17 protein-coding genes are annotated in these 21,299 nt (G+C 69.7%); 8 read left to right on the top strand and 9 right to left on the bottom strand.

Annotated features, from left to right (window positions below):
• Together AB0P41_RS35455 and AB0P41_RS35450 are read left to right on the top strand one after the other, a co-directional pair.
• Nucleotides 1-190: transposase (locus AB0P41_RS35455; RefSeq protein WP_365936132.1), on the top strand; the 190-nt coding region annotated here is incomplete at its 5' end.
• A gap of 301 nt (nt 191-491) precedes the next feature.
• A complete protein-coding gene (locus AB0P41_RS35450) occupies nt 492-3,776 on the top strand; it encodes a BTAD domain-containing putative transcriptional regulator (RefSeq protein ID WP_365936131.1) in 3,285 nt (1,094 codons plus the stop codon).
• Between the two features lie 26 nt (nt 3,777-3,802).
• Here the strand turns inward: AB0P41_RS35450 and AB0P41_RS35445 are convergent, their stop codons facing one another.
• A complete protein-coding gene (locus tag AB0P41_RS35445) occupies nt 3,803-4,660 on the bottom strand; it encodes an ABC transporter permease (protein WP_365936130.1) in 858 nt (285 codons plus the stop codon).
• Nucleotides 4,657-5,697 carry an ATP-binding cassette domain-containing protein gene (locus AB0P41_RS35440; RefSeq protein WP_365936129.1) on the bottom strand — a complete coding sequence of 347 codons (1,041 nt, stop codon included), beginning with the start codon at nt 5,695-5,697 and terminating at the stop codon, nt 4,657-4,659. Before AB0P41_RS35440 ends, AB0P41_RS35445 begins: the two co-directional genes overlap by 4 nt.
• A gap of 342 nt (nt 5,698-6,039) precedes the next feature.
• On the opposite strand from AB0P41_RS35440, the gene AB0P41_RS35435 reads away from it, so the two are divergent.
• A complete protein-coding gene (locus AB0P41_RS35435; protein WP_365936128.1) occupies nt 6,040-6,741 on the top strand; it encodes a 2-phosphosulfolactate phosphatase in 702 nt (233 codons plus the stop codon).
• Nucleotides 6,742-6,912: 171 nt separating this feature from the next.
• Here the strand turns inward: AB0P41_RS35435 and AB0P41_RS35430 are convergent, their stop codons facing one another.
• A complete protein-coding gene (locus tag AB0P41_RS35430) occupies nt 6,913-7,752 on the bottom strand; it encodes an NAD(P)-binding domain-containing protein (protein WP_356717051.1) in 840 nt (279 codons plus the stop codon).
• A 138-nt stretch (nt 7,753-7,890) separates the two neighbouring features.
• Here AB0P41_RS35430 and AB0P41_RS35425 point away from each other — a divergent pair, with 138 nt between their 5' ends.
• Nucleotides 7,891-8,649 carry an alpha/beta fold hydrolase gene (locus AB0P41_RS35425; RefSeq protein ID WP_365936127.1) on the top strand — a complete coding sequence of 253 codons (759 nt, stop codon included), beginning with the start codon at nt 7,891-7,893 and terminating at the stop codon, nt 8,647-8,649.
• A gap of 216 nt (nt 8,650-8,865) precedes the next feature.
• Here AB0P41_RS35425 and AB0P41_RS35420 read toward each other — a convergent pair whose 3' ends face one another.
• Together AB0P41_RS35420 and AB0P41_RS35415 are read right to left on the bottom strand one after the other, a co-directional pair.
• Nucleotides 8,866-9,084 (bottom strand): DUF5988 family protein, encoded by a 219-nt coding sequence (locus tag AB0P41_RS35420; protein ID WP_356717048.1) that lies wholly within the window; start codon nt 9,082-9,084, stop codon nt 8,866-8,868.
• 44 nt (nt 9,085-9,128) lie between these two features.
• The gene (locus AB0P41_RS35415) at nt 9,129-9,806 is read right to left on the bottom strand and encodes a 4'-phosphopantetheinyl transferase superfamily protein (protein WP_356717046.1); all 678 of its coding nucleotides are present in this window, start codon (nt 9,804-9,806) and stop codon (nt 9,129-9,131) included.
• 225 nt (nt 9,807-10,031) lie between these two features.
• On the opposite strand from AB0P41_RS35415, the gene AB0P41_RS35410 reads away from it, so the two are divergent.
• Nucleotides 10,032-11,099, top strand: a complete 1,068-nt coding sequence (locus tag AB0P41_RS35410) for a 3-dehydroquinate synthase family protein (protein ID WP_356717044.1) — start codon at nt 10,032-10,034, stop codon at nt 11,097-11,099.
• Nucleotides 11,096-11,530: a type II 3-dehydroquinate dehydratase gene (locus AB0P41_RS35405; protein ID WP_356717042.1), complete on the top strand. Its 435-nt coding sequence runs from the start codon at nt 11,096-11,098 to the stop codon at nt 11,528-11,530. Before AB0P41_RS35410 ends, AB0P41_RS35405 begins: the two co-directional genes overlap by 4 nt.
• A 93-nt stretch (nt 11,531-11,623) precedes the next feature.
• On the opposite strand, the gene AB0P41_RS35400 is transcribed toward AB0P41_RS35405, so the two are convergent.
• Entirely contained in the window at nt 11,624-12,331 is a 708-nt protein-coding gene (locus AB0P41_RS35400) for a VC0807 family protein (RefSeq protein ID WP_356717040.1), read from the bottom strand.
• Nucleotides 12,332-12,513: 182 nt separating this feature from the next.
• Between AB0P41_RS35400 and AB0P41_RS35395 the strand changes: the two genes are divergently transcribed.
• Together AB0P41_RS35395 and AB0P41_RS35390 are read left to right on the top strand one after the other, a co-directional pair.
• Complete coding sequence (locus tag AB0P41_RS35395; RefSeq protein WP_365936126.1) at nt 12,514-14,403, top strand: histidine kinase; 1,890 nt, start codon at nt 12,514-12,516, stop codon at nt 14,401-14,403.
• Complete coding sequence (locus AB0P41_RS35390) at nt 14,355-15,014, top strand: response regulator transcription factor (RefSeq protein WP_356717036.1); 660 nt, start codon at nt 14,355-14,357, stop codon at nt 15,012-15,014. Before AB0P41_RS35395 ends, AB0P41_RS35390 begins: the two co-directional genes overlap by 49 nt.
• Before the next feature lie 43 nt (nt 15,015-15,057).
• Here AB0P41_RS35390 and AB0P41_RS35385 read toward each other — a convergent pair whose 3' ends face one another.
• The 3 genes from AB0P41_RS35385 to AB0P41_RS35375 all read right to left on the bottom strand — a co-directional run.
• A complete protein-coding gene (locus tag AB0P41_RS35385; RefSeq protein ID WP_365936125.1) occupies nt 15,058-17,829 on the bottom strand; it encodes an AAA family ATPase in 2,772 nt (923 codons plus the stop codon).
• 1,016 nt (nt 17,830-18,845) lie between these two features.
• Complete coding sequence (locus tag AB0P41_RS35380; protein ID WP_356717032.1) at nt 18,846-20,033, bottom strand: 3-deoxy-7-phosphoheptulonate synthase; 1,188 nt, start codon at nt 20,031-20,033, stop codon at nt 18,846-18,848.
• A 219-nt stretch (nt 20,034-20,252) separates the two neighbouring features.
• Nucleotides 20,253-21,299 (bottom strand): acyl-CoA carboxylase subunit beta (locus tag AB0P41_RS35375; RefSeq protein ID WP_365936124.1); only part of this gene is annotated, 1,047 nt, incomplete at its 5' end.

Genomic DNA, 21,299 nt, shown 5'->3' with positions numbered 1-21,299 from the left:
ACGCATCGCACGCAAGGGAATCGAGTCATCACAGCGACTGGGACGCCACCGCTGGACCGTCGAACGCACCATGTCGTGGCTCGCCGGCTGCCGCCGTCTCCACCGCCGCTACGAGCGCAAAGCCGAGCACTTCCTCGCCTTCACGAGCATCGCCTGCACCCTCATCTGTTATCGCAGACTCGCCAAATGAGATGACGTCTAGGTGCATCCTGGCGCAGCCAACGGCGCACGGTAGAAGCCGAGATGCTGTCGGTGATCCCGCGCGCTGTCAGCTCGGCGGCGATGCCGGTATCCGGTTGCGGCACGGCCCGAGGAGGGCGGCGGGGGTTGGGACTTCGGGCGTTCGCGGTCGGACGCCTGAGCGGCCCGGCACCGCCCCCGGTCTGCCGCGCGGCTGCTGCGGCCGTCGGCCGGCGGGCGAAGCCGGTGTCCGGAAGGCTTCGCTCCGGCCCTCGCGTACCCCCGACGGATGTATCCGCGAGAATGGACGTGTGCGCTTCCAGATTCTCGGCCCCGCCCGTGCCTTCCGCGAAGACGGAACCCCCGTCGCCGTCGGCGGGGCCCGGTTGCGCGCGCTGCTCACCGCCCTCGCTCTGCGGCCGGGGCACAGCATCCCGGTGGCGGTCCTCGTCGACGCGGTGTGGGTGGACCTGCCCCCCGCCGACGCGGCCGGTGCCCTTCACGCCTTGGTGGGCAGGCTGCGCAGGGCCCTCGGTCCTGGAACGGTGGCCTCGGCCGACGGCGGGTACGCGCTGCGCGCGGCCCCGGCCGACATCGACGCCCACCGTTTCGAGCAGCTGGCCCGCGACGGCACCCGCACCCTGGCCGCTGACGACCCCGCCGCCGCCCTCGCCCTTTTCGACGAGGCCATCGCGCTGTGGCCGGGTGGGCCCGCCCTGGCAGACCTGCCCGAGCACAGCGCCGAAGCCGGCCGGCTCGGCACCCGGCTCCTCGCCGCCCGCCGGGGGCGGCTCGGTGCGCTGCTGGCACTCGGGCGGGCCGAGGAGGCATCGCCCGAGCTCATGGCTCTGTGCGAAGAACACCCGCTGGACGAACCCCTGCAGGCCCTGCGGCTGCGCGCGCTGCGGGCCACCGGCCGTACGGCTGAGGCACTCGACGCGTACGAGACGCTGCGCCGCGACCTGGCCGAACGCCTGGGCACCGACCCTGGCGAGGAACTGCGCTCCTTGCACGCCGAGTTGCTCACTCCGAGCGGGCAGGAGGCGGCTGTCGAGGAACCTCCGAGGTCCGGGGGCGGGCTCCGGGCGCGCCTGACCAGCTTCGTCGGGCGGCAGGACGACATCGCGTCCATCGGGACCGACCTCATGCAGGCACGGCTGGTCACCCTGCTCGGGCCCGGAGGCGCCGGCAAGACACGTCTCTCCATGGAGGCAGCCGAGGCGGCCGACGCCGGCCGGCGCTGGCCGGACGGTGTGTGGCTTGTAGAACTCGCCCCCGTCGACGACCCGTCGACGCTGCCGGAGGTGGTACTCACCGCTCTCGGTGCCCGTCAGACCGTGCTGCCCGGCGCGAAGACCGAGGAGCTGCGTGCTGTCGACCGCGGCAGCGGGGACGCACCGCTGGTCCGGCTGACCGAGCACTGCGGCGGACGAAGGATGCTCCTGCTGCTCGACAACTGCGAACACGTCGTGTCAGCGGCGGCCCTGCTCACGGAGGAGTTGCTGGCCCGGTGCCCGGGGGTGACCGTCCTGGCCACCAGCCGTGAACCCCTCGGGGTGCCGGGTGAGGTCCTGCGCCCGGTGGAGCCCTTGCCCGGTCCGATGGCCCTGCGGCTCCTCACCGAACGCGGTACCGCCGCCCGGCCCGATTTCCGGCCCGAGGACGATCCGGAGGCCGCGGCCGAGATCTGCCGCCGGCTGGACGGACTGCCCCTCGCCATCGAACTGGCCGCCGCCCGGCTGCGGATACTCACCCCCCGGCAGATCGCGGACCGGCTCGACGACCGCTTCCTGCTCCTCACCGGCGGGGCCAGGACCGTGCTGCCCCGGCAGCAGACCCTGCGGGCGGTCGTCGACTGGTCCTGGGACCTGCTCGGTGCCGAAGAACGCGCCGCCCTGTGCGCACTGTCCGTGTTCGCCGGCGACTGCGACCTGCCGGCGGTCGAGGCGGTCTGCGGACCGGACGCCATCGGGCTGCTCGGCTCACTCGTGGACAAGTCGCTGGTCGTGGCGACAGCGACAGCGCAGACCGCCTTTGGGACGGGCATGCGCTACCGGCTGCTGGAGACGATCGGCGAATACGCCGCCGAGCGGCTGGACGAGTCGGGGAGGCGGGCCGAGGTGGAACGCCGTCACCTCGTCCACTTCCGGGAACTGGCCCGCCGCACCGACCCGCTGCTGCGCGGACACGGACAGACGGCGGCGATCGTGGTCTTCCAGAACGAGTACGAGAATCTGCGGGCCGCACTGCGCCGGGCGGTGGCCGCCGAGGACGAGCACGAAGCGCTCTCCCTGGTCCACGCCCTCGCCTGGTACTGGCAGATCCGCGATCTGCGGGCCGACGCCAGGCACTGGTCCGGAGCCGTCGCCGCGCTCGGCCCCGACCCGTTCGCCGCCCCGACAGTGCCCGCCCCGCCGCTGTACGAACGCTGCACCGACGCCCCACCGCCCATGGGTCCGGATGTGCTCGTCGAGGCGCGGCGCGGCGTCCGGCTCATCCATCTCGCCTCCATGAGCCACGAGCTCGACGAACGGACCATGCCCGAGGCGGTGGAGTACTGCGGCCGGATCATCGAGGTCTACCGCCTGGGTGTGCCGCAGACATGCCGCACTCCGGGGGTGCTGTGGATCCATGCCGTCATGCTGACCGGCGAGCCGGGCCGCATGCTGCGGCTCGTGGACCAGACCGTCGAATTTTGCCGCTCGCTGGGGGACGACTGGGATCTGGCCTCCGCCCTCCAGCTGCGGGCGAACATGCTGGCCAACCGGGGCGACATGGCCGGTGAGGCGGCCCGGGACGCGGATGAGAGCCTGGCGCTGTTCACCCGGCTCGGCGATTCCTGGGGGGCGGCGGAGGCTCTGTCCGTCCGGGGCGAGTCCTACGAGCGCATCGGTGACCACGCCCGTGCGGCGGAGGACTTCCGCGACGCGATCCGGCACGCGCAGCAACTGGGCGCGCTCTCCCAGGCCGCGGTGCTGAAGACCCGTCTGGCCGGCGTCATGACGGAGCCGGAACAGGGCGCGGAGGCCGAGGCACTGCTGCGTGAGGTCCTCGCCGAGGCCGACCGGCACAGTCACATGGTCGAGCCCGCCGCGCGGATGACACTGGCCGTCTGGCTGAACCGCACCGGCCGCACCGAGGAGGCGCGTGCCGAACTGGAGCGGCTGCTCGGCACGTTCAGGTACTCCGGTCTCGCGATGTTCGAAGGACTCGTGCACGGACTGCTGGCCTGGACGGCCAACCTGGACGGGCGTTACGCCGACGCCCTCGCCCGGGCGCGCGAGGCGCTGGCCCGGGCCCGGGACCCGCTGGGTGCGCTGGTCGCGCCCCAGATGCCGGCTGTCCACCTGATGACCATGGCCCGCGCGCTGGCCGGGCTGGGGGGCGCGGACCGGATCGCGAACGCGGCCCGGCTGCTGGGAGCGGCCGACGCCCTCCTGCCGCCCGGCTACTCTCCCGCCGCGCAGGAGCGCACCTCCTACGAGAACGCCGAGTCGGCGGTCCGGGCCGGTCTGACGGACGCCGCCTACAAGGTGCTGTACGCCGAAGGAGGCTGCCTCACGGTGGATGAGGCGGTCTCCCTGGCGGCCGTCTGAACCGCCCCGTCGGTGCGCGGCCGGGTTCAGGTCTTGCGGCGGAACTTGGAGACGGCGAGCGGCGCGGTGATCAGGGTGATCGCCGCCGCCCAGGCCAGGGTCACGACGGCGGAGTGGGCGACAGGCCCACCGCTGATCAGGCCGCGAGCCGCGTCCGCGAGATTGGACAGCGGGTTGTAGTCCGTGAACGCCTGCAGCCAGCCCGGCATCGAGGACGGCGGGGCGAAGATGGAGGACCCGAACTGCAGGGGCATCAGCACCAGCAGTCCCATGCCCTGCACGGTCTGATTGCTCTTCATCGTGAGCCCCAGCAGGATGAAGATCCACATCAGTGAGGAGCCGAACACCGCCGACAGTCCCACGGACGCGAGCAGTCCGGGCACCGAGGTCTTGATCTCCAGCCCGAGTGCGAAGCCCACGCCCAGCAGGACGACGATGGCGACCAGCATCCGGCCCAGCTCCACCACGATCTTCGCGATCAGCACCGAGGACCGGGCGATCGGCATCGTCCGGAAGCGGTCCATGACCCCCTTCTGGAAGTCGTCGTTGACGCCGCTGCCGACAGCCATGGCGATGTTCATGCCCAGCATCGCCATGAGGCCCGGTACGACGTAGTTGACGTACGCGTCGCTGTCGCCTCCCAGCGCCTTGCCGACCGAGCCGCCGAAGACGAACACGAACAGGAGGGTGAAGATGACCGGCATCAGTACGACGTCGAACATCGACTCGGGGTCCTGCTTGATCTGCATGACGTTGCGCCGGGTCAGGGCGCCGATGTGCCGGAGGTTGTTCCGCAGGCCGATCCTGGTCCGGCCCGCGGAGCCCTGCTTCGGACGGGAAGGCGGAGCGGTGGACGAAGAACGGGAAAGCGTCGCTGTGCTCATGCCGCGACCTCCTCGGGAACGGTGTCGGAGGCCCGGTCAGCGGGCTCGTCGGAGAGGGCGGCGGTGGACTTCTGTCCGGTGATCGCCAGGAACACCTCGTCCAGGCTCGGGAGGTGGGTGCCGATGTGCGCGATACCGAAGCCGCGTGCGCCCAACAGGGTGATCACCGCCGTCAGGTGCTCGTCGTGGAGGATCGGGACGTACAGCAGGCCTTCCTCCGGAGCGGTGTGCGTGGCGGCGATCGTGTCGAGTCCGGACTCGGTGACGGCCCGCTGCATGGCGGAGAGCTGCGCCGGTTCGGACGGCCGGATCCTGAGCGTTCTGCCACCGACCTTTGCCTTCAACTCGTCGACCCCGCCGGTGGCGACGACCTTGCCACGGTCGATGACCGCCAGCTCGCTGGCTAGTTGCTCGGCCTCCTCCATGTACTGGGTGGTGAGCAGGACGGTGACGCCCTCGCCCACCATCCGCTGCACCTCCGCCCATACTTCGTTGCGCGTGCGGGGGTCGAGGCCGGTGGTCGGCTCGTCCAGGTAGAGGACTGCCGGCTGCCCGATCATGGACGCCGCGAGGTCCAGCCGCCGCCGCATGCCGCCGGAGTACTGCATAGCGGGCCGCTTGGCGGACTCCGTCAGGGAGAACCGCTCCAGCATCTCGTCGGAGCGGCGCCGGGCGTCCTTGCGGGAGAGGTCCAGCAGCCGCCCGATCATGTAGAGGTTCTCCCAGCCGGAGAGCTTCTCGTCGACCGAGGCGTACTGTCCGGTCAGGCCGATGATGCGGCGCAGCCCGCTGGGGTCGTTCACCACGTCGCATCCCGCGACCAGCGCGGTGCCCGCGTCGGGCTTCTCGAGAGTGGACAGACAACGGACCAGCGTCGTCTTGCCGGCACCGTTGGGGCCCAGGACTCCGAGGACGGTACCTTCGGGCACATCGAGATCGACGCCATCCAGTGCTTTGGTCCCGCCGTAGTGCTTGACCATTCCCCGCACCCGGATGGCGGGCGGGCCGGCCTCGGGGCTCTTGTCGAGTTGCGTCATGCCGCCATGAGATCAAGCTGCTCCGACATACACCCGACACGATTCCGACAGGCGCCGGCGGCCCACCCCGCCAAGGACGTGACAGCGGGCGGGCGGCGGTGCGCGGCCTCCCGCTGACGCTCTTCGCAGTCCGGCCTCCTCCTCTGCGCCTGCACCCGAAGGAGGAGGGCGGAGGCGTGAGGGGTCTACTGAGATGCGGTGCAGGAATTCCCAGGTCCGGTAGAGAGAGCCAGGGTTGGCCGCCGCGAGGCAGGTAGTTGGCGGTGCCGCATGCCGAGCCCTTCGACGTGACGCGCGTCACTGTCTGGGTGTTGGGGTCGGGCGTGCGCGATCATTATCGGAATGGACTCTCGTTACCTTGGCATCGCTGAGCTCGTCGAAGCCCCGTCCGTGGCAGTCGTTGTCGATGTCATGCGTGCTTTCACGGTGGCTGCCTGGGCCTTCGCCCAGGGGGCGGAAGCGATCGTTCTTGCTGAATCGCTGGACGAAGCCCTGGCGCACAAGGCCCGCCACCCGGATTGGGTGGCTCTCAAGGACGGCCCGCCCGCGCCGGGTTTCGACACCGTCAACTCGCCGGGCCTGCTGCGGTCCGTTGACCTCGGTGGACGTACCGTTGTGCAGAAGACCACGGCAGGGACGGTCGGCGCCCTTGCGGTCAAGGAGGCGTCGCTGGTGCTGTGCGCCGGCTTCGTGGTGGCGGAAGCAACGGCTCGGCTCTTGCGGACACGGGGGTGTGCGAGCGTCACGTTCGTGGTCACCGGCGAGGACGGGCAGGCCGATGAAGATCTGGCGTGCGCTCAGTACATCGCTCGGAGAGTCGCCGGGGCCGGGACGGACGCCGATGAGTTCCTCCGCCGCGCTGCCGCGTCGCGCGCCACCGCCGAGCTGGCAGAGGGTGTGCGTCAAGGCGCCCATCCCGATGACGTCGCACTCTGTCTTGAGCTCGACCGATTCCCCTTCGCCATGGTGGCGGCGTGGGAGGACCCGCTCATGGTTCTCCGTCCCTGCCCTGTACCTCCGCCGACCGACGAGGCTTCGACCTGATCACTGGTGAGGTCCACCTCTCGCCGTGCGAGAGCCGGCATCCGGTCGGGCGTGCCGGCAGCAGTCGCTGCCCCTATGACGGGGGGTGGCGGCAGACGGGTGTCCCGAGCCGTACCGGCGGCGGTTTCGCCGAGCCGGACGATCGACCTGCCTGGCCACCGGCGCGGAGGTTCACGGCCCCGTCGGATCGTAGAGCCGGAAGAAGCCTCGGTAGAGGTCGAGTTGGTGGTCGAGCATGTGGGCACCGTGCAGGATGGGATGGCCCAGCGCGGCAGCGGCCTTCAGCAGGGCTGTCTCCCTCGGCTTCATGATCACGTCCGCTACGACGCACCGCGGTGCCAGTGCCCGCAGGGGGAACGGCTGCGGATCGTCGGCCCTCATGCCAAGCGGGGTTGCGTTGACCACGATGTCCGCGTGCTCGAATGCGGGAGCCGCCTCGCCCCTGGCGCGACCGGGCCAGTGTTCGTCCAGGCGTGCGACGAGGGCGCTGAGCCTGGCCGTGTCCGGGTCGCAGAGCGTCAGTCGTGCGGTGCCCGCTGCCAGCAGAGCCGCCGCTATCGCGCTGCCCGCACCACCGGCGCCCATCAGGACGATCCGCTTGCCCTCCGGGAGATGGCCGGCCTCGGTCAGTCCGCGGACGAACCCGACGCCGTCGAAGTTCTCTCCCCTCCAGCGGCCGTCCGGCTCGCGCCGCAGCGCGTTGACGGCTCCGGCCGCGGCGGCTGCCGGGCTCACCTCGTCCGCGAGGCGCAGGGCCGCGGCCTTGTGCGGGATGGTGACGAGAATGCCGTCCAGGTTCTTCATCTGTGTGAGCCCCTGGAAGACTTCGGCGAAGCCGTCCGGTTCCACGTGCACGGGGAACAGCACCGCGTCGATGCCGAGGCGGGCGAAGAGAGGGTTCAGGAGCGATGGCGCCCGGACCTGTTCGACAGGGTCCCCGAGGACGGCGTAGAGGCGCGTGCTTCCTGAGATCTGCGTCGGTGCGGGGGCATCGGGAACTTCGGGTTCCATTTCTTGCCTTCTGTGAGGAGCCGGTCCACCCCTAGCCGGAGGTTAGGGGTTGTGCGCGATCGCCGGCGGCGGGAAGGGTGATGGGGGCATTCGGCCGGGCGGGATCTCGCTCCGGCCCGTGACTCGAAAGGATGTCAGGTGACCGCGCATCTCACCGACCCCAGCCTGTGGATCCGGCGGTTCCACCCCTCCAAGAACGCCAGGGCCAGGCTCGTGTGCCTCCCGCATGCCGGGGGGTCCGCCCCGTTCTACTTCCCTGTTTCCAAGGCACTCTCGCCTGATGTCGATGTGCTCTCCGTGCAGTACCCGGGGAGGCAGGACCGGCGTGCGGAGCCGTGCATCGAGAATCTGCCGGACCTGGCCGAAGCGGTGGTCGATCAGGTACTTCCGTGGGCGGACCGGCCGCTGGCGTTGTTCGGGCACAGCATGGGAGCCACACTCGGCTTCGAGGTGGCGGTGCGGCTGGAGCAGAAGGGAGTGATGCCGCTCGTGCTGTTCGCATCCGGACGGCGGGCGCCCTGCCGGCACCGGGACGAGTCCGTTCATCTCCGTGACGACGACGGGATGATCGAGGAGCTGCGGTCGCTCAACGGCACCGGGGCCCAGGTGTTCGGCGACGAGGAGCTGATGCGCATGGTGCTGCCCGCCATCCGCAGCGACTACAAAGCGGCGGAGACCTACCGTTACACCGACGGCCCGCGCCTGGCGGCCCCCGTTCACGCGCACACGGGCACCGATGACCCCAAGGCGAGCGTGGATGAGGTCGGCTCGTGGGCCGAACACACCGAGGGCGGTTTCGAGCTGCACACCTACTCCGGGGGTCACTTCTACCTCAACGACCATGCGCCGCAGGTCATCGCTTCGGTCTCCCGCACCATTTCGTCGCTGCTGCCCTGACGTGCGGCTGGGACGGGCGCATCCCCGTCCCAGTTCGCGCGGCCCGAAGCCGCGGCGCACGTATTTCCTCGCCGTCGGCCCCGACGGCGAGGAAGTACCTGGTCCGCGGACCGAGCCCGACTCGCCTCGCCCCTGCACACCGTGTGCGGCCTCGGCCGGGGCGAAGTGGTGGGCCCGGCCCCGAGGAAGGACGCCACCACCGGTCCACCGCGGCTTTTACTCCGCGAACTGCGTCGCCCCGGTCCAGGTGAAGACCCGCAGGGGGACGCCTTCGTGCACCTCGCTCTCCGCCGTGGGCTCGAAGTGCTCGTACCGGTTGCCCCGGGGCAGCTTGAGCTTCTCGTCCAGCTGCTCGACGTAGCAGATGCGCTGGTCTTCGGACAGATAGGGGGAAGGTCCACCCCGGAGAATTACATTGGGCTCGATCATGCTCATGGGCTACCTACTCCTCGGGTGCTGTCAGGGTTTCGGTCAGGGTTTCAGTCAAGGGATCCCCCCACGGCAGGCACAGCGATCGCTGTGACCACAATCCCGTTCCCGACCATCCAACGGCCGGTGAATCCCCTGGGGGCATTATGAATACCGCGGACACCCTGCGGAAGGATCCGTGCGGAAAACGTTCCGTCCACCGGGTCGATCTCGATGACAGCGTCATCGAATGTAAGTGGCCTCTGGGTGAGCGGAAACCAAGTCTTGTAAACGCTTTCCTTGGCACTGAAAAGCATTCTGTCCCAGTGCACACCTGGGAAGCCGAGGAGGAGTTCCTTCGTCCTGACCTCTTCCCCGGGAAGCGCCACGGCCTCGAGGATGCCGTCCGGCAGTTGCTGGTGGGGCTCCGCGTCGATGCCGACCGACGCGATCTCGGCCATCCGGGCGACCGCCGCCGCCCGGTAGCCGCGGCAGTGGGTGATGCTCCCCCGCACCTGGTCGGGCCAGAGGGGCTCCCCCTTCTTCCCGGAGAGGATGGGGCGGTCCGAGGGGAACTCGAGGCACGCGAGCGCCATGCGGGCACAATGACGTCCCGTGGTGAATTCGCGGCGCCGCGATTCCACGGAATCGCGAATCAGCACCTCCTCCTCGGGAAGAAGGGTGACCCCCGGCGGGTCCGCGAACACTTCGTGCGAAGCGACTTCCGCCGCGAGCAACTGCTCAATCATCGCCTTCACCCATTCCAGGCCGGTGGTCGTTCGACGACCACAGGTAAGGATTTCGTGAAGCGTATTTGCCCTCCGTCGGCGACGACACCCCTATGTTCGATCTCTCACCCCTATTTGCGTACCGGGCCCCCTGCATTCATGCGAACCTGAGCCACGGGTGCGGGGGCGCGGTTCATGCTGCGGTCGTGAAGGCCTGCGTGCGGACGGACTACGAGGAGCGAGGACATGCCCGAGGAATACCGGCGGATCGAGGTGCCGCTCGGCGCACGGTCGTACTCCGTCCGGATCGGTCCCGGCGTGCGGCACACGCTGCCCGAGGTGGTGGCCGAGCTCGGCGCGGCGCGGGTCGTCATCGTGTCCGCGCGGCCCCGGGCCTGGGTGCCGGATCCGGGTGTGCCGGCCCTGGCGCTGGAGGCGAAGGACGGCGAGGACGACAAGACCCTGGCGACGGTGGAGGAACTCTGCCGCAGGTTCGCCGAGTTCGGGCTGACCAGGACGGACGCGGTGGTCTCCTGCGGAGGCGGTACGACCACCGATTCGGTCGGCCTGGCGGCAGCGCTCTACCACCGCGGCGTCCCGGTGATCCATCTGCCGACGTCGTTGCTGGCCCAGGTGGACGCGAGCGTCGGCGGGAAGACCGCCGTGAACCTTCCGCAGGGGAAGAACCTGGTCGGGGCGTACTGGCAGCCGAAGGCCGTGCTGTGCGACACCGATTACCTGGAAACCCTGCCGCCCCGGGAGTGGCTGAACGGCTACGGCGAGATCGCCAGGTGCCACTTCATCGGAGCGGGTGACCTGCGTGGCCTGTCCTTGCACGAGCAGATCGCCGCGAGTGTGGCCCTGAAGGCGTCCGTCGTGGCCGCCGACGAGCGGGATGCGGGGATGCGGCACATCCTCAACTACGGCCACACGCTTGGTCATGCCCTGGAGCGGGCCACCGGCTACGCCGTCCGGCACGGCGAGGGTGTCGCCGTCGGAACCGTGTTCGCCGGACGGCTGGCCGGAGCCCTGGGCCGTATCGACGAGGCGCGGGTCGCGGAACACCGCACGGTCGTGGAGAGCTACTCGCTGCCCACCGAACTGCCGGCCGGACTGACGCATGACCGCCTCATCGCCCTGATGCGGCTGGACAAGAAGGCCACCACGGGCCTGTCGTTCGTCCTGGACGGACCGCGGGGACCGGAGCTGGTACACGACGTCCCGGAGCGCACAGTCGCCGAGACACTCGCCGCCATGGGGTCTGCGCCCCTGGACAACTACACATCCACCGTCGGCACGAAGGGTGCGTCATGAGCACACTGCTACTTCTCAACGGTCCCAACCTGGGCATCCTCGGACGACGCGAACCGGAGGTCTACGGGAAGGCGACCCTGGCCGACATCGAGCGCTCCGTGGCCCAGGAGGTTCAGGCGCGGGGCTGGGACGTGGTCTCGGTCCAGCGCGAATCCGAGGGTGAGCTGATCCATGCGATCCAGGACAACTACGACTCGGTCGGGGCGATCGTCAACCCCGGTGCGCTGATGATCGCGGGCTGGAGTCTGCGGGACGCCCTGGCCAGTTACCCCCGGCCATGGATAGAGGTGCATCTCTCCAATGTCTGGGCGCGCGAGCAGTTCCGGCACGAGTCGGTCATCGCCCCGCTGGCCGGGGGAGTCATCGTCGGCATGGGTGCGCTCGGCTACCAGCTGGCGGCACGCGCCCTGCTGACGCTGACACAGGAGTGAGTGACCCGCCCGGGCGGGAGGGCTCACGGCCCCTGGGGGGGGAGGGGCCGGTGCCTCACTCGCACGCCCGGACGGGGGTATGGGGACCCGCGGTCAGCCTTCGGCGGGCCGGCCGAGGCGAGCCGAAAGCCGCTTGGCGTATGCCTTGCTGAACTGCACGATCACGATGAGCAGCACCGTGAGCAGACCGGCACCCAGGAGCGGGACGCTGTCGACGGGCAGGGTGTACGCCATGACCACACGGGCCACCGCGTCGATCATGAAGGCCGTACCCCAGGCGACGGTCAGTACCCGCATGGCACGCCGGAACTCGGGCACGTCGTCCCAGTCCTTACGCCAGGCCGCGGCGGTGGCCTCCGGGAGCAGCGGCATGGTCGCCTGGTAGATGAAGGGCCTTGAGGCCAGCAGCGTGCTGAGCATCCAGAGCCCGACCAGCGCTGTCAGATAGCTTTCCCTGGCCAGGACGAGCCGGGGGTCTCCCGTCAGGAGCGACACCAGGGTTGCGCTGAGCATGATGCTCAGGGAGAACAGGGTGGGCCGCTCGACCCGTCGGTCCTTGATCGCCCTGTAGACCAGCCGCACAAGGGGAAGGGCGCTGCTGAGTACGAGCGCGAGCCACTGGTTCACACCCATCAGCCGGAGGCCGTAGAAGAGCAGGAGCGGCAGTGCGACGTCCAGCGCCGCCGCCTCGATGAGCACGGTCCGTGGGCTGCGGCCCTTGCGTTCCGGCTGCTCGTCATCCTCCGGAAGCGTGATGGGTTCCGGTTCCGGCCCTTCCTGAACCTGCGGTGCCGGCTTCATGACGGCCTCCTCTCCTTGCTGCTCTGCTTCCGGTCCTGCCGGTGTGTGCATCGATGACGCTACGCACCGGCGGAGGCTTGCGGAATGCAGTCGGGAGCACAGTCGGGGTGCAGAAAACTGCACCTGCCCCCCGCCTTGCGCACATGTCAGACTGTTGATCACACGAGCTGCCGGGAGGTGCGATGAGCGACGGAACACGGCCTCAGGGCACTTCGTGGCTACGCGCTCTCTGCCTTGCCCCGGCCCGTGGGGTGGCGTTGGCCGCGCTCGGTGCGGCCGGTGTGCTGCTCGTCGTACCGATGGCCGCGGCCCTCCTGTCCGGCGCGGTGGAGACGCTGCTGCGGCTACGCCGGCTGCCCGAGCTGCGGCGCCGGCTCGCGGCCTCCTGGTCGCAGGTGGAGATCTCCGATCCGTACGTTCCCCATTTCTCGGAGGCCCGCGCCAGGGAAGGCGGGCTGTACCGCCACGGCAGGCGTCTGTACGCCTCCGGCAGTACGGCCGGGCGCAAGCGTGCCGCCCGGAAGATCGCCCAGGACCCGGCGACCGCCCGCGATCTGTTGTGGCTGCTGCTGGACCCGTTCGTCGGAGCGCCGGTGGCCGTGCTGCCCGCAGCCCTGATCGGAGCCGGTATGGCGGGTACCCTCTGGCCTCTGTGGCACGGAGGGCCCGGATCGGCAGGTGCCGCGGGGCTCGGCCTGGCTTCGGTGTCGGCCGGTCTCGCGGCGGGGCCGTCGGCGGTCCGGCTGCACGGGTACTGGACGAGACTGCTCCTGGGCGGTGGCGGCGTACCCGTGGCAGGCGGCGGGACCCCGTGGTGGGTGCGGGTGTGGCGGCGGGTCCAGGCGGTGGGAGCGGCCTGCCTGCTGTGCGCCCTCGCGGTGTGCGGGCTCGTACTCGCTCTGCTCCAGCTGACCGCTGCGGTGTTCTCGCTGGTCTTCGGGATCGTGCCCGTCTTCGCCCAGGTGGTCCTGACGAGCCGCAAGTTGGTGAACCTGTGGCGGGAGCTGTTGCGCACCGGGGGCCTTGCGGACATCGCGGAGCCGTACGGGCAGCGGCCTCCGGCCCCTGTCCAGGGCGCAGACGGACATTACGCGTACGGCCGTACGCTGCACCCCGGCCCCCTTCTGCCGACGTGGCTTGCCGCCCGCCGGTGGGTTCTCACCGACCCCGCGACCTGGCGCGACCTCCTGTGGCTCCTGACGAATCCGGTCGTGGCGGCGGCCCTGCTGCTCGGGCCGATGGCGGCGGTCCCCGCCATCGGGCTGTGGTGGTCCGGCCCCGCCGGCCTGGGGGCTGCCGCACTCGCGGCGGGGGCCGCCCTCTGGGGCACCCCGTACACGCTGCGGGCCCAGGCGCGCTGGTGTGCCCTGCTGCTGGCGCCCACCGAGCGGTCCGTACTCACCCGGCGCGTGCAGCAGCTGACCACGACACGGGCCGAGGCAACGGGTGTCCAGGCGGCGGAGCTGCTGAGGATCGAACGTGATCTGCACGACGGCGCCCAGACCCGGCTCGTCGCCATCGGAATGACTCTCCGTGCGATCGAGCACCGGCTCGGCAGTGAACAGCCCGAACTCCGGGCTATGGCCGCCGAGGCCAGGGAGAACTCCTCCGCCGCGCTCCGTGAGCTGCGAAGTCTGGTGCGTGGCGTGCATCCGCCGGTCCTGGCCGAGCGGGGGCTCGTCGATGCCGTGCGCACGCTCGCACTCGCGCATCCGCTGACGGTGGAGGTGACCGCCGACCTCCAGGGGCGGGCTCAGGTGCCGGTGGCCGCCTGTGCGTACTTCTCCGTGAGCGAGGCGCTCACCAACAGTGCGAAGCACTCCGGTGCCCAGCGCGTCCTGATCGACCTCCGCCACCGGGCGGGGGCACTGCGGATCACGGTGACCGACGACGGGTGCGGTGGCGCCGATCCTGCTCGCGGCAGCGGGATCCGTGGTATCCAGCGGCGACTGGCCGCTTTTGACGGTCTGCTAGACGTGGCATCGCCTCCCGGCGGCCCGACCACTTTGACGATGGAGCTCCCGTGCGTGTTGTCCTCGGCGAGGACCAGTACCTCCTCAGGAAAGGACTGACCCATCTACTGGAGGACCACGGCTTCGAACTCGCCGCCGTGGTCGAGACCGGTCCCGATCTGCTCAGCGCCCTCCTCCGGCACCGGCCGGACGTTGCCCTGGTCGACGTACGGCTGCCGCCGACGTTCACGGACGAGGGGCTCCAGGCGGCGCTGACCGCCCGCCGGTCGGTTCCCGGGCTCCCCGTGCTGGTGCTGTCCCAGCACGTGGAGCAGTTGTACGCACGGGAGTTGCTGGCGGACGGCCGGGGCGGCATCGGCTATCTCCTCAAGGACCGTGTCTTCGATGACGACACGTTCATCGACTCGGTGCGCCGCGTTGCTTCCGGTGGTACGGCCATGGACCCTGAAGTGATCAGTCAGTTGTTCCAATCCATGGGTCCGGCACAGGCACAGCCGCTGTCGGCGCTGACGGCGCGTGAGAAGGAGGTGCTGGCGCTCATGGCGGAGGGCAGGTCGAACGCGGCCATCTCGGAGCGGATGTCGCTCAGCGACAGTGCCGTGAGCAAGCACGCGGCCAGCATCTTCGCCAAGCTGGACCTGGTGCAGTCCACCAGTGACAACAGGCGAGTGCTGGCCGTGATCGCGTACCTCAACAGCTCACGGGCGTAGGGGAAGCGGGGAGAGGGTGAACGGGGAAGGGTGGTGCCGAGGATCAGCAGGCAGGGCTGGCGACGTGGAACTCGAGCTCGACCGGCAGGTCCGTCCTGCGTTTGACCCGCAACTTCCGGAAGACCTTGGTGAGGTGCTGCTCCACCGTGCTGACGGTGATGTGCAGCTTGCTGGAGATCTCACGGTTCGTGTAGCCGAGCGAGGCGAGCGCCGCGACCCGGCGCTCGGAGAGCGTCAGCACGTCCGCGGCCGACGTGTTCTCGTCCACCGGCCGGGACCATGTGTCGGTCTGCGCGGAGTGCAGCATCATCGGCTCCTCCTGGCAGGCATGCGCGGGATCCTGTATCCGCTGCATACCGCCCTCCCTGGCCAGCCGCCCCGCCCGACGCGAGATCATCTGTGCCTTGCCGAACTCCCCCATGCCCTCGTGGGCACAGCTGAGGTCGAAGAGCGCCTGCGTGAGGGTGAGGCGGTCACCGCTCGCCTGCAGGATCTCGACGGACTCCTTCAGGAGACTCAGCCGGCCACGGTGGCTCGCCGTGCCCGCGAGGACGCGCAAGGACGCACCGTACGTCCGCGAGGCACGCGAACCTATGTGCGCCATCTGCTCCTTGGTGAGTGCGCGCGCCTGCTCCTGATCGCCGAGCCGGAGGAGGACCTGGGCAGCATCGGTTCGCCACGGTACGAACGTCGGGGAATCGAGCTGCCACATCGTCATCAGCTCGCCGCAGTAGCTGAAGTCCGCGAGCGCGGCCTGGAGGCGGTCGGTCGCCAGGTAGTAGTGCCCCCGGGCCCGCAGGTACATCAGCCCGTACCGGGTCTGGAACATGGCGGCGGGAACCGCCTCCCGCAGGTACTTGCGGGCGCTCTCGAAGTCACCTCGGGCCGTGACGGCCTGCAGGAGGGTGCCCAGTGTGGCCCCCACTCCCACACCCCAGCCCCCCACTCCGATCATCGTCAGCGCCTTGACCGCGTACCGCTCGGCCTGCACCAGATCGCCTTCCCGCAGGGCGATCTCCGCCCGCAGCCCCGACAGGGCCGCTTGCCAGGTCACCACCCCGCGGGTGTCGGCTTCGGCGAGCAGCGCGTCGCACCAGCGCTCCGCCAGAAGTGGCTGCTCCGCGTAGATGAGCGTCTGGAGGGCCCAGCAGACGGATTCGACCATCTCGTCGCTCAACTGGCTGCTCTGCAGGATCTGTTCGGCCACCCTGATGCACCGCTCGTCCCCGCCCGTGGTCTCCCCGAGGACCGAGCTGAGCACGGCCGAGGCCTGTGCCTGCTGGCCCGGCGGCGTGGTCGCGTTGTCGAAGAGGTGGGTGCTGCCACCGGATCCGTGCGGGATGAACTGCGGGTAGGCGTGTCTGAGCAGGTTGTGCACACCCGTCAGTACGGCGCTCGGCGCTTCGTTCGCGGAGGGTCTGAGGTGGGACAGGTGCGTGATGAGTTCCGTGGCCTCCTGGACGCGCCCGTGCCACATGAGCACGCGCAGAAGGTAGGCCGTCTGCTCCACGTCGAGGTGGCCTTCGCGCTGCGCCTCGAAGAGCGGTGTCAGGTGGCGGACGGCACCTTCCGGGTCACTGCGCCACTTGATCTGGACGAGCAGCATGCGCAGCAGGGCACGCTGCCGCTCTCCGGTGCACACCGAGAGCGCGAACTCTATGTAGCGGATCGCCGGTTCCTCGTCGTCAGCTGCCAGCGACTCCTCCGCGGCCCGTTGCAGTACCGCGATGGCCCAGTCCGCGCTCACGTGCTTCGCCGCCACCAGATGGTCCGCGACATCGGTGACACTGCCGCCGCAGTCGCTCAGCAGTTGCGCGGCACGCGTGTGCAGTTCCGCCAGCATCTGCGGGGCGAGGTCGTCATAGACAGCCGCGCGCGTCAGCCGGTGCCGGAACCGGCCGTCGTGGATGATCCCCAGCGTCTGCAGCGACTGCAGGGGCCGGCGGAGCGCCTCCGGGCCGCGGCCGAGGAACTCAGCGATCCGGTGCGTCGAGCCGGTGGCGTCGAGTACGGCCAAGCCTCTGGCGACCTTGAGTTCGTCCGGACCGCTGCGGCGCAGGCAGGTCAGGACGGCCTGCCGGAAGCTCTCACCGAGCGAGGAGCAGCTGGCCCGGCCCGGTAGTTCCCCGGACTCGGCGTGGTCCTCGATGAGGGCGCGTACCAGGAGCCGGTTGCCGCCGGTCATCCGGTGGGCTTCGAGCGCGTGTCGTGCCGCGTCCTGGCCGAGGTGCTGCGAGCACATCTCGCTGACGCCGTCCGCCGTCAGGGGCGCCAGCCGGACCCGGTGGAACTGTGTCTGGCGGACCAGCTCCATACGGAAGGCGGGGTGCATCGACCAGTCACCGGACGATTCGGCCAGTACGAGCAGGATGCGGGACGATCTCAGCCGGTTCACCAGCCGCATGAGACAGTCCATGGACGGCTCGTCCGCGTGGTGCACATCGTCCACGACGACGACCAGCGGCGCCTGTTCGGAGAGATCGAGCAGCATGGCCGCCGCAGCGCGGGAGACCTCTGACGCGGCACTGGAGGCCATGAGCTCCGTGACGGGTTCCGCATCCCCCGGCAGACAGTCGAGCAACTGGCGCAGCACGGAGAAGGGCACGGTTCGGTCGGTTCTCGTCGCCGTTGCGTTCAGGAGCAGCGCTCCCTCATCGGAGCACAGGTCAGCGAACGAGCGCAGTAGCTCGGTCTTGCCACTTGCCACCGCCCCACTGACAAGTCCTATCTTTCCATGCCCCTTGAAAGTGGCGGTCAGAAGATTCCTGAGCAGTTGGACGTCATGCTCCCGTTCAACAAGTGCCACTGGCACCATCATCCCCCATTGTGACCATTTTCGTGACATCTAGGAGCGGGGGCTGCTGCACCAAAGGCTCAAAACCGCGCCTTACTCCGCGACTACCCCGTCCGGTTCGGCCGCCGCTTGACGCCACACCGGCTAAAGCCAGGGACTGAAAACAGTCGCTGGAATCCCTCTCCAATTGGAACACTAGCTCCACCCCCCTCCCCCTGCAAACCCCTACTCAAAGTACACAACGTCCCTTTGCGCGGGTTCCGCTTTGCACCCCCACAGGCCGATGCCTCCCACCTGGCGTTCCGTCAAATCGCAGGCAGAAACCTCAAGTTAGGCTCAAATGCGCACGTCTGGACCGCCAGGGCCCCCCTCATTCCCCTCCCGTCGGGCATAGGGGTATGACCCACGCGGCATAGGGGATCGGGCTCCACATCCGACGGTGCCTCAGCCGGTGCGCGGGTGCAACTAGTTGCAAGGTCCGTACGGAAGTGCGACAACCGCCATGGTGCAGACCAAGGCACTCGGCGGAAAGTCGGGCATTGACGGCTTCTGACGGCGGGTGATGTGCCGGTCTGCATTGATGGCGATATCTGTGCGCTCGGCCCGGTCACGCGGACACCGCCCTGTCGCGTGGCCGGAATGCGGCAGACATCTGGGCACGGTGACGCCGATCGGCCGGGTTGCGGCGGTCCTGCGTCGCGCGGCGCCCGCAGGCCGACCGGCCGCCAGAGGGAGAACCGGGACCAGGGGCCGGGCAGGGCATCCGGGGCAAGGGGGCTGCGGCAGCGCGTCCTGACCAGGGGCGGCGAGAGGCGCGGGCCGGGAGGCAGGCCGGAGGGGCGGGCCAGAGGGGCGGGCCGGGCGCTGACTAGCGCGCCCCTGCGTTTGCGAGGAAGGGCCCCTCCGCGCCCGTCCGCCGCCGGGCGGCCAGGAGCCGATACCGCTCCACCCGGAGGGGCGGCACCATTGGTTGAGCCAATGAAAGTCAGCGAGAAAGCCGAGCATGGACGCCTGGCGGGAACTTTCAGTTCCAGAAATCAACCACGGAGTATCTCTGCCATAAGAAAGGCCAACTCCACAGATTGTTGTTCATTCAACCGAGGACCGCATTCCGCCCCGAATCCGCCGCCCGGTTCCGTGTCGGATTTATCCTGTGCGCCCGTAGTTTCGAAATGTATCCCACCCGGATGGGTCCCCAGAGCACGATGTACATCGATGTATCCCCGCACCTCGTCGAGGACCCGCGAGAAGGAGCACACGGTGCTTCCGGCCGCCGGCTCGTGGGGGGAGCCATGCATCGGGTCGCAGCTCCACACGACCTGGTGGCCGGACGCCGTCACCTTCTCGACGATCGGCGGAAGTACGTCCCGGACCCGGTCGCCGCCCATCCGGCTGATCAGCGTGAGCCGGCCCGGCTGTACGTGGGGATCGAGTCTCCGTACGTACTCCACGGCCTCCTCCGGTGCCGTCGTCGGCCCGATCGTGAGGCATACCGGGTTGGCCAGCAACTCGGCCTGGGCGAGGTGCGCGTCGTCCGGCCGGCGGGCCTGCTCACCGACCCGGAACTGATGCGCCGACAGGGCCCACAGCTGCGGCTCGTCCCCGGCTCCCTCCCGGAGCAGGTGCGGCATCCCGTCGCCGGGCAGCGGTTCGTGACTCGCGAACACCTTCGTGGAGCGCAGCGGACGGTCGTCGACCCCCCAGGCGGCCATGAACCCGAGGCCGCGGTCGATCTCGGCGGAGAGAGCCTCGAATCGTCTGCCCCCTACCGTGTCGCGCACGAAGTCACGGTTCCAGCCCTGGACTTGACGCACGTCGGCGATGCCGTTCTCGCCGCTCACCGCTCGGATCATGTTCATCGTCACCGCCGCGTCCGCGTGGGCCCGGCCTGCTGCGGCGGAGCCGGGCCCGGCGTGCCTGGCGGCCAGCCGAGCGATCTTGACCACGGGCATCCTGGCGGCGTGGGTCAGGATCACCGACATCTGCAGCAGAGTGCGGACGAATCCGCCCACGCGCCGCTCGCTGAACGGCTCCGCGCATGTGCTGCCCTGGAGGACGAAGGCCTCTCCCCGGGAGACCGCGGCCATGAGCGTGCTGAGGTCGTCGACCTCGTCAGGCAGGACGAGTGGGGCCTGACCGGCGAGCGCCGTCCACGTCTCGTGCGGCCGGATCGGCGGCATGGCGCCCGGTCTGGGTCCGAGGAGCTCGGACGGCTCGTTCGTCATGGTCCCTCGCGGTGTTGGGCACTGGGGTCTGCACGGTGGCCGTCAGGTGCTCGAACGCCGGACGATGCGATTCGGCGGGCGTGGTCCCGACGATGCGCATCGGCGGGCGTGCTCCCGTTCAGGGATCGAGTGACGGAGGCGGAGCCGACCGGCCGCTCCTGTGGGGTCAGCTTGTCCGGCGTTCGAGGACATGCGCGCGGCGGCCCGGCCCGGCTTCCGCTACTGCGGGGGGTTGCCGTGCTTGCGGGACGGCAGGTCCGCGTGCTTGTTGCGGAGCATCGCGAGCGAGGCGATCAGCACCTCGCGCGTCTCGGCGGGGTCGATGACGTCGTCGACCAGGCCGCGCTCGGCCGCGTAGTAGGGGTGCATCAGCTCCGCCTTGTACTCCTTGACCATGCGGGCCCGCATGGCTTCGGGGTCCTCGGCGTCGGCGATCTGCCGGCGGAAGATGACGTTGGCGGCGCCCTCCGCGCCCATCACCGCGATCTCGTTGGTCGGCCACGCGTAGGTGAGGTCGGCGCCGATGGACTGGCTGTCCATGACGATGTACGCGCCTCCGTAGGCCTTGCGCAGGATCAGCGAGATCCTCGGCACGGTGGCGTTGCAGTACGCGTAGAGCAGCTTCGCGCCGTGCCGAATGATTCCACCGTGCTCCTGATCGACGCCCGGCAGGAAGCCGGGTACGTCCAGCAGAGTGACGATGGGGATGTTGAACGCATCACACATCTGGACGAATCGCGCGGCCTTCTCGGACGCCTCGATGTCCAGGACACCGGCCAGCGCCTGCGGCTGGTTGGCCACGATGCCGACGACCTGGCCGTCGAGCCGGGCCAGGGCGCAGACGATGTTGCGGGCCCAGCGCTCGTGGACCTCCAGGAAGTCGCCGTCGTCGACGAGCTCCTCGATGACCTTGTGCATGTCGTACGGGCGGTTGCCGTCGGCCGGGACCAGGTCCAGGAGGACGTCGCCGCGCCGGTCGGCCGGGTCGTCGCTCGGGACGACGGGCGGGTTCTCCCGGTTGTTGGACGGGAGCATGCCGATCAGGTAGCGGACCTCGGCGATGCAGGTCTCCTCGTCGTCGTACGCGAAGTGCGCGACGCCCGAGGTCTCGGCGTGCACGTCGGCGCCGCCGAGGCCGTTCTGGGTGATCTCCTCGCCGGTGACCGCCTTGACGACGTCCGGTCCGGTGATGAACATCTGCGAGGTCTCGCGGACCATGAAGACGAAGTCGGTCAGCGCCGGGCTGTAGGCGGCGCCGCCCGCGCA

Origin of the sequence: Streptomyces sp. NPDC079167, assembly GCF_040686735.1 — a bacterium.
Lineage (GTDB): Bacteria > Actinomycetota > Actinomycetes > Streptomycetales > Streptomycetaceae > Streptomyces.
Note: the sequence above shows the minus strand (reverse complement) of the source record. Positions and strands in the feature narration are given on the sequence as shown.

Excerpts from the sequence above, each read along its gene's own strand:
- AB0P41_RS35405 (WP_356717042.1), top strand. The coding sequence starts at position 11,096 with ATGAGCACACTGCTACTTCTCAACGGTCCCAACCTGGGCATCCTCGGA.
- AB0P41_RS35380 (WP_356717032.1), bottom strand. The coding sequence starts at position 20,033 with ATGACGAACGAGCCGTCCGAGCTCCTCGGACCCAGACCGGGCGCCATG.
- AB0P41_RS35395 (WP_365936126.1), top strand. The coding sequence starts at position 12,514 with ATGAGCGACGGAACACGGCCTCAGGGCACTTCGTGGCTACGCGCTCTC.
- AB0P41_RS35440 (WP_365936129.1), bottom strand. The coding sequence starts at position 5,697 with ATGACGCAACTCGACAAGAGCCCCGAGGCCGGCCCGCCCGCCATCCGG.
- AB0P41_RS35430 (WP_356717051.1), bottom strand. The coding sequence starts at position 7,752 with ATGGAACCCGAAGTTCCCGATGCCCCCGCACCGACGCAGATCTCAGGA.
- AB0P41_RS35435 (WP_365936128.1), top strand. The coding sequence starts at position 6,040 with ATGGACTCTCGTTACCTTGGCATCGCTGAGCTCGTCGAAGCCCCGTCC.
- AB0P41_RS35420 (WP_356717048.1), bottom strand. The coding sequence starts at position 9,084 with ATGAGCATGATCGAGCCCAATGTAATTCTCCGGGGTGGACCTTCCCCC.
- AB0P41_RS35385 (WP_365936125.1), bottom strand. The coding sequence starts at position 17,829 with ATGGTGCCAGTGGCACTTGTTGAACGGGAGCATGACGTCCAACTGCTC.
- AB0P41_RS35400 (WP_356717040.1), bottom strand. The coding sequence starts at position 12,331 with ATGAAGCCGGCACCGCAGGTTCAGGAAGGGCCGGAACCGGAACCCATC.
- AB0P41_RS35445 (WP_365936130.1), bottom strand. The coding sequence starts at position 4,660 with ATGAGCACAGCGACGCTTTCCCGTTCTTCGTCCACCGCTCCGCCTTCC.
- AB0P41_RS35415 (WP_356717046.1), bottom strand. The coding sequence starts at position 9,806 with ATGATTGAGCAGTTGCTCGCGGCGGAAGTCGCTTCGCACGAAGTGTTC.
- AB0P41_RS35410 (WP_356717044.1), top strand. The coding sequence starts at position 10,032 with ATGCCCGAGGAATACCGGCGGATCGAGGTGCCGCTCGGCGCACGGTCG.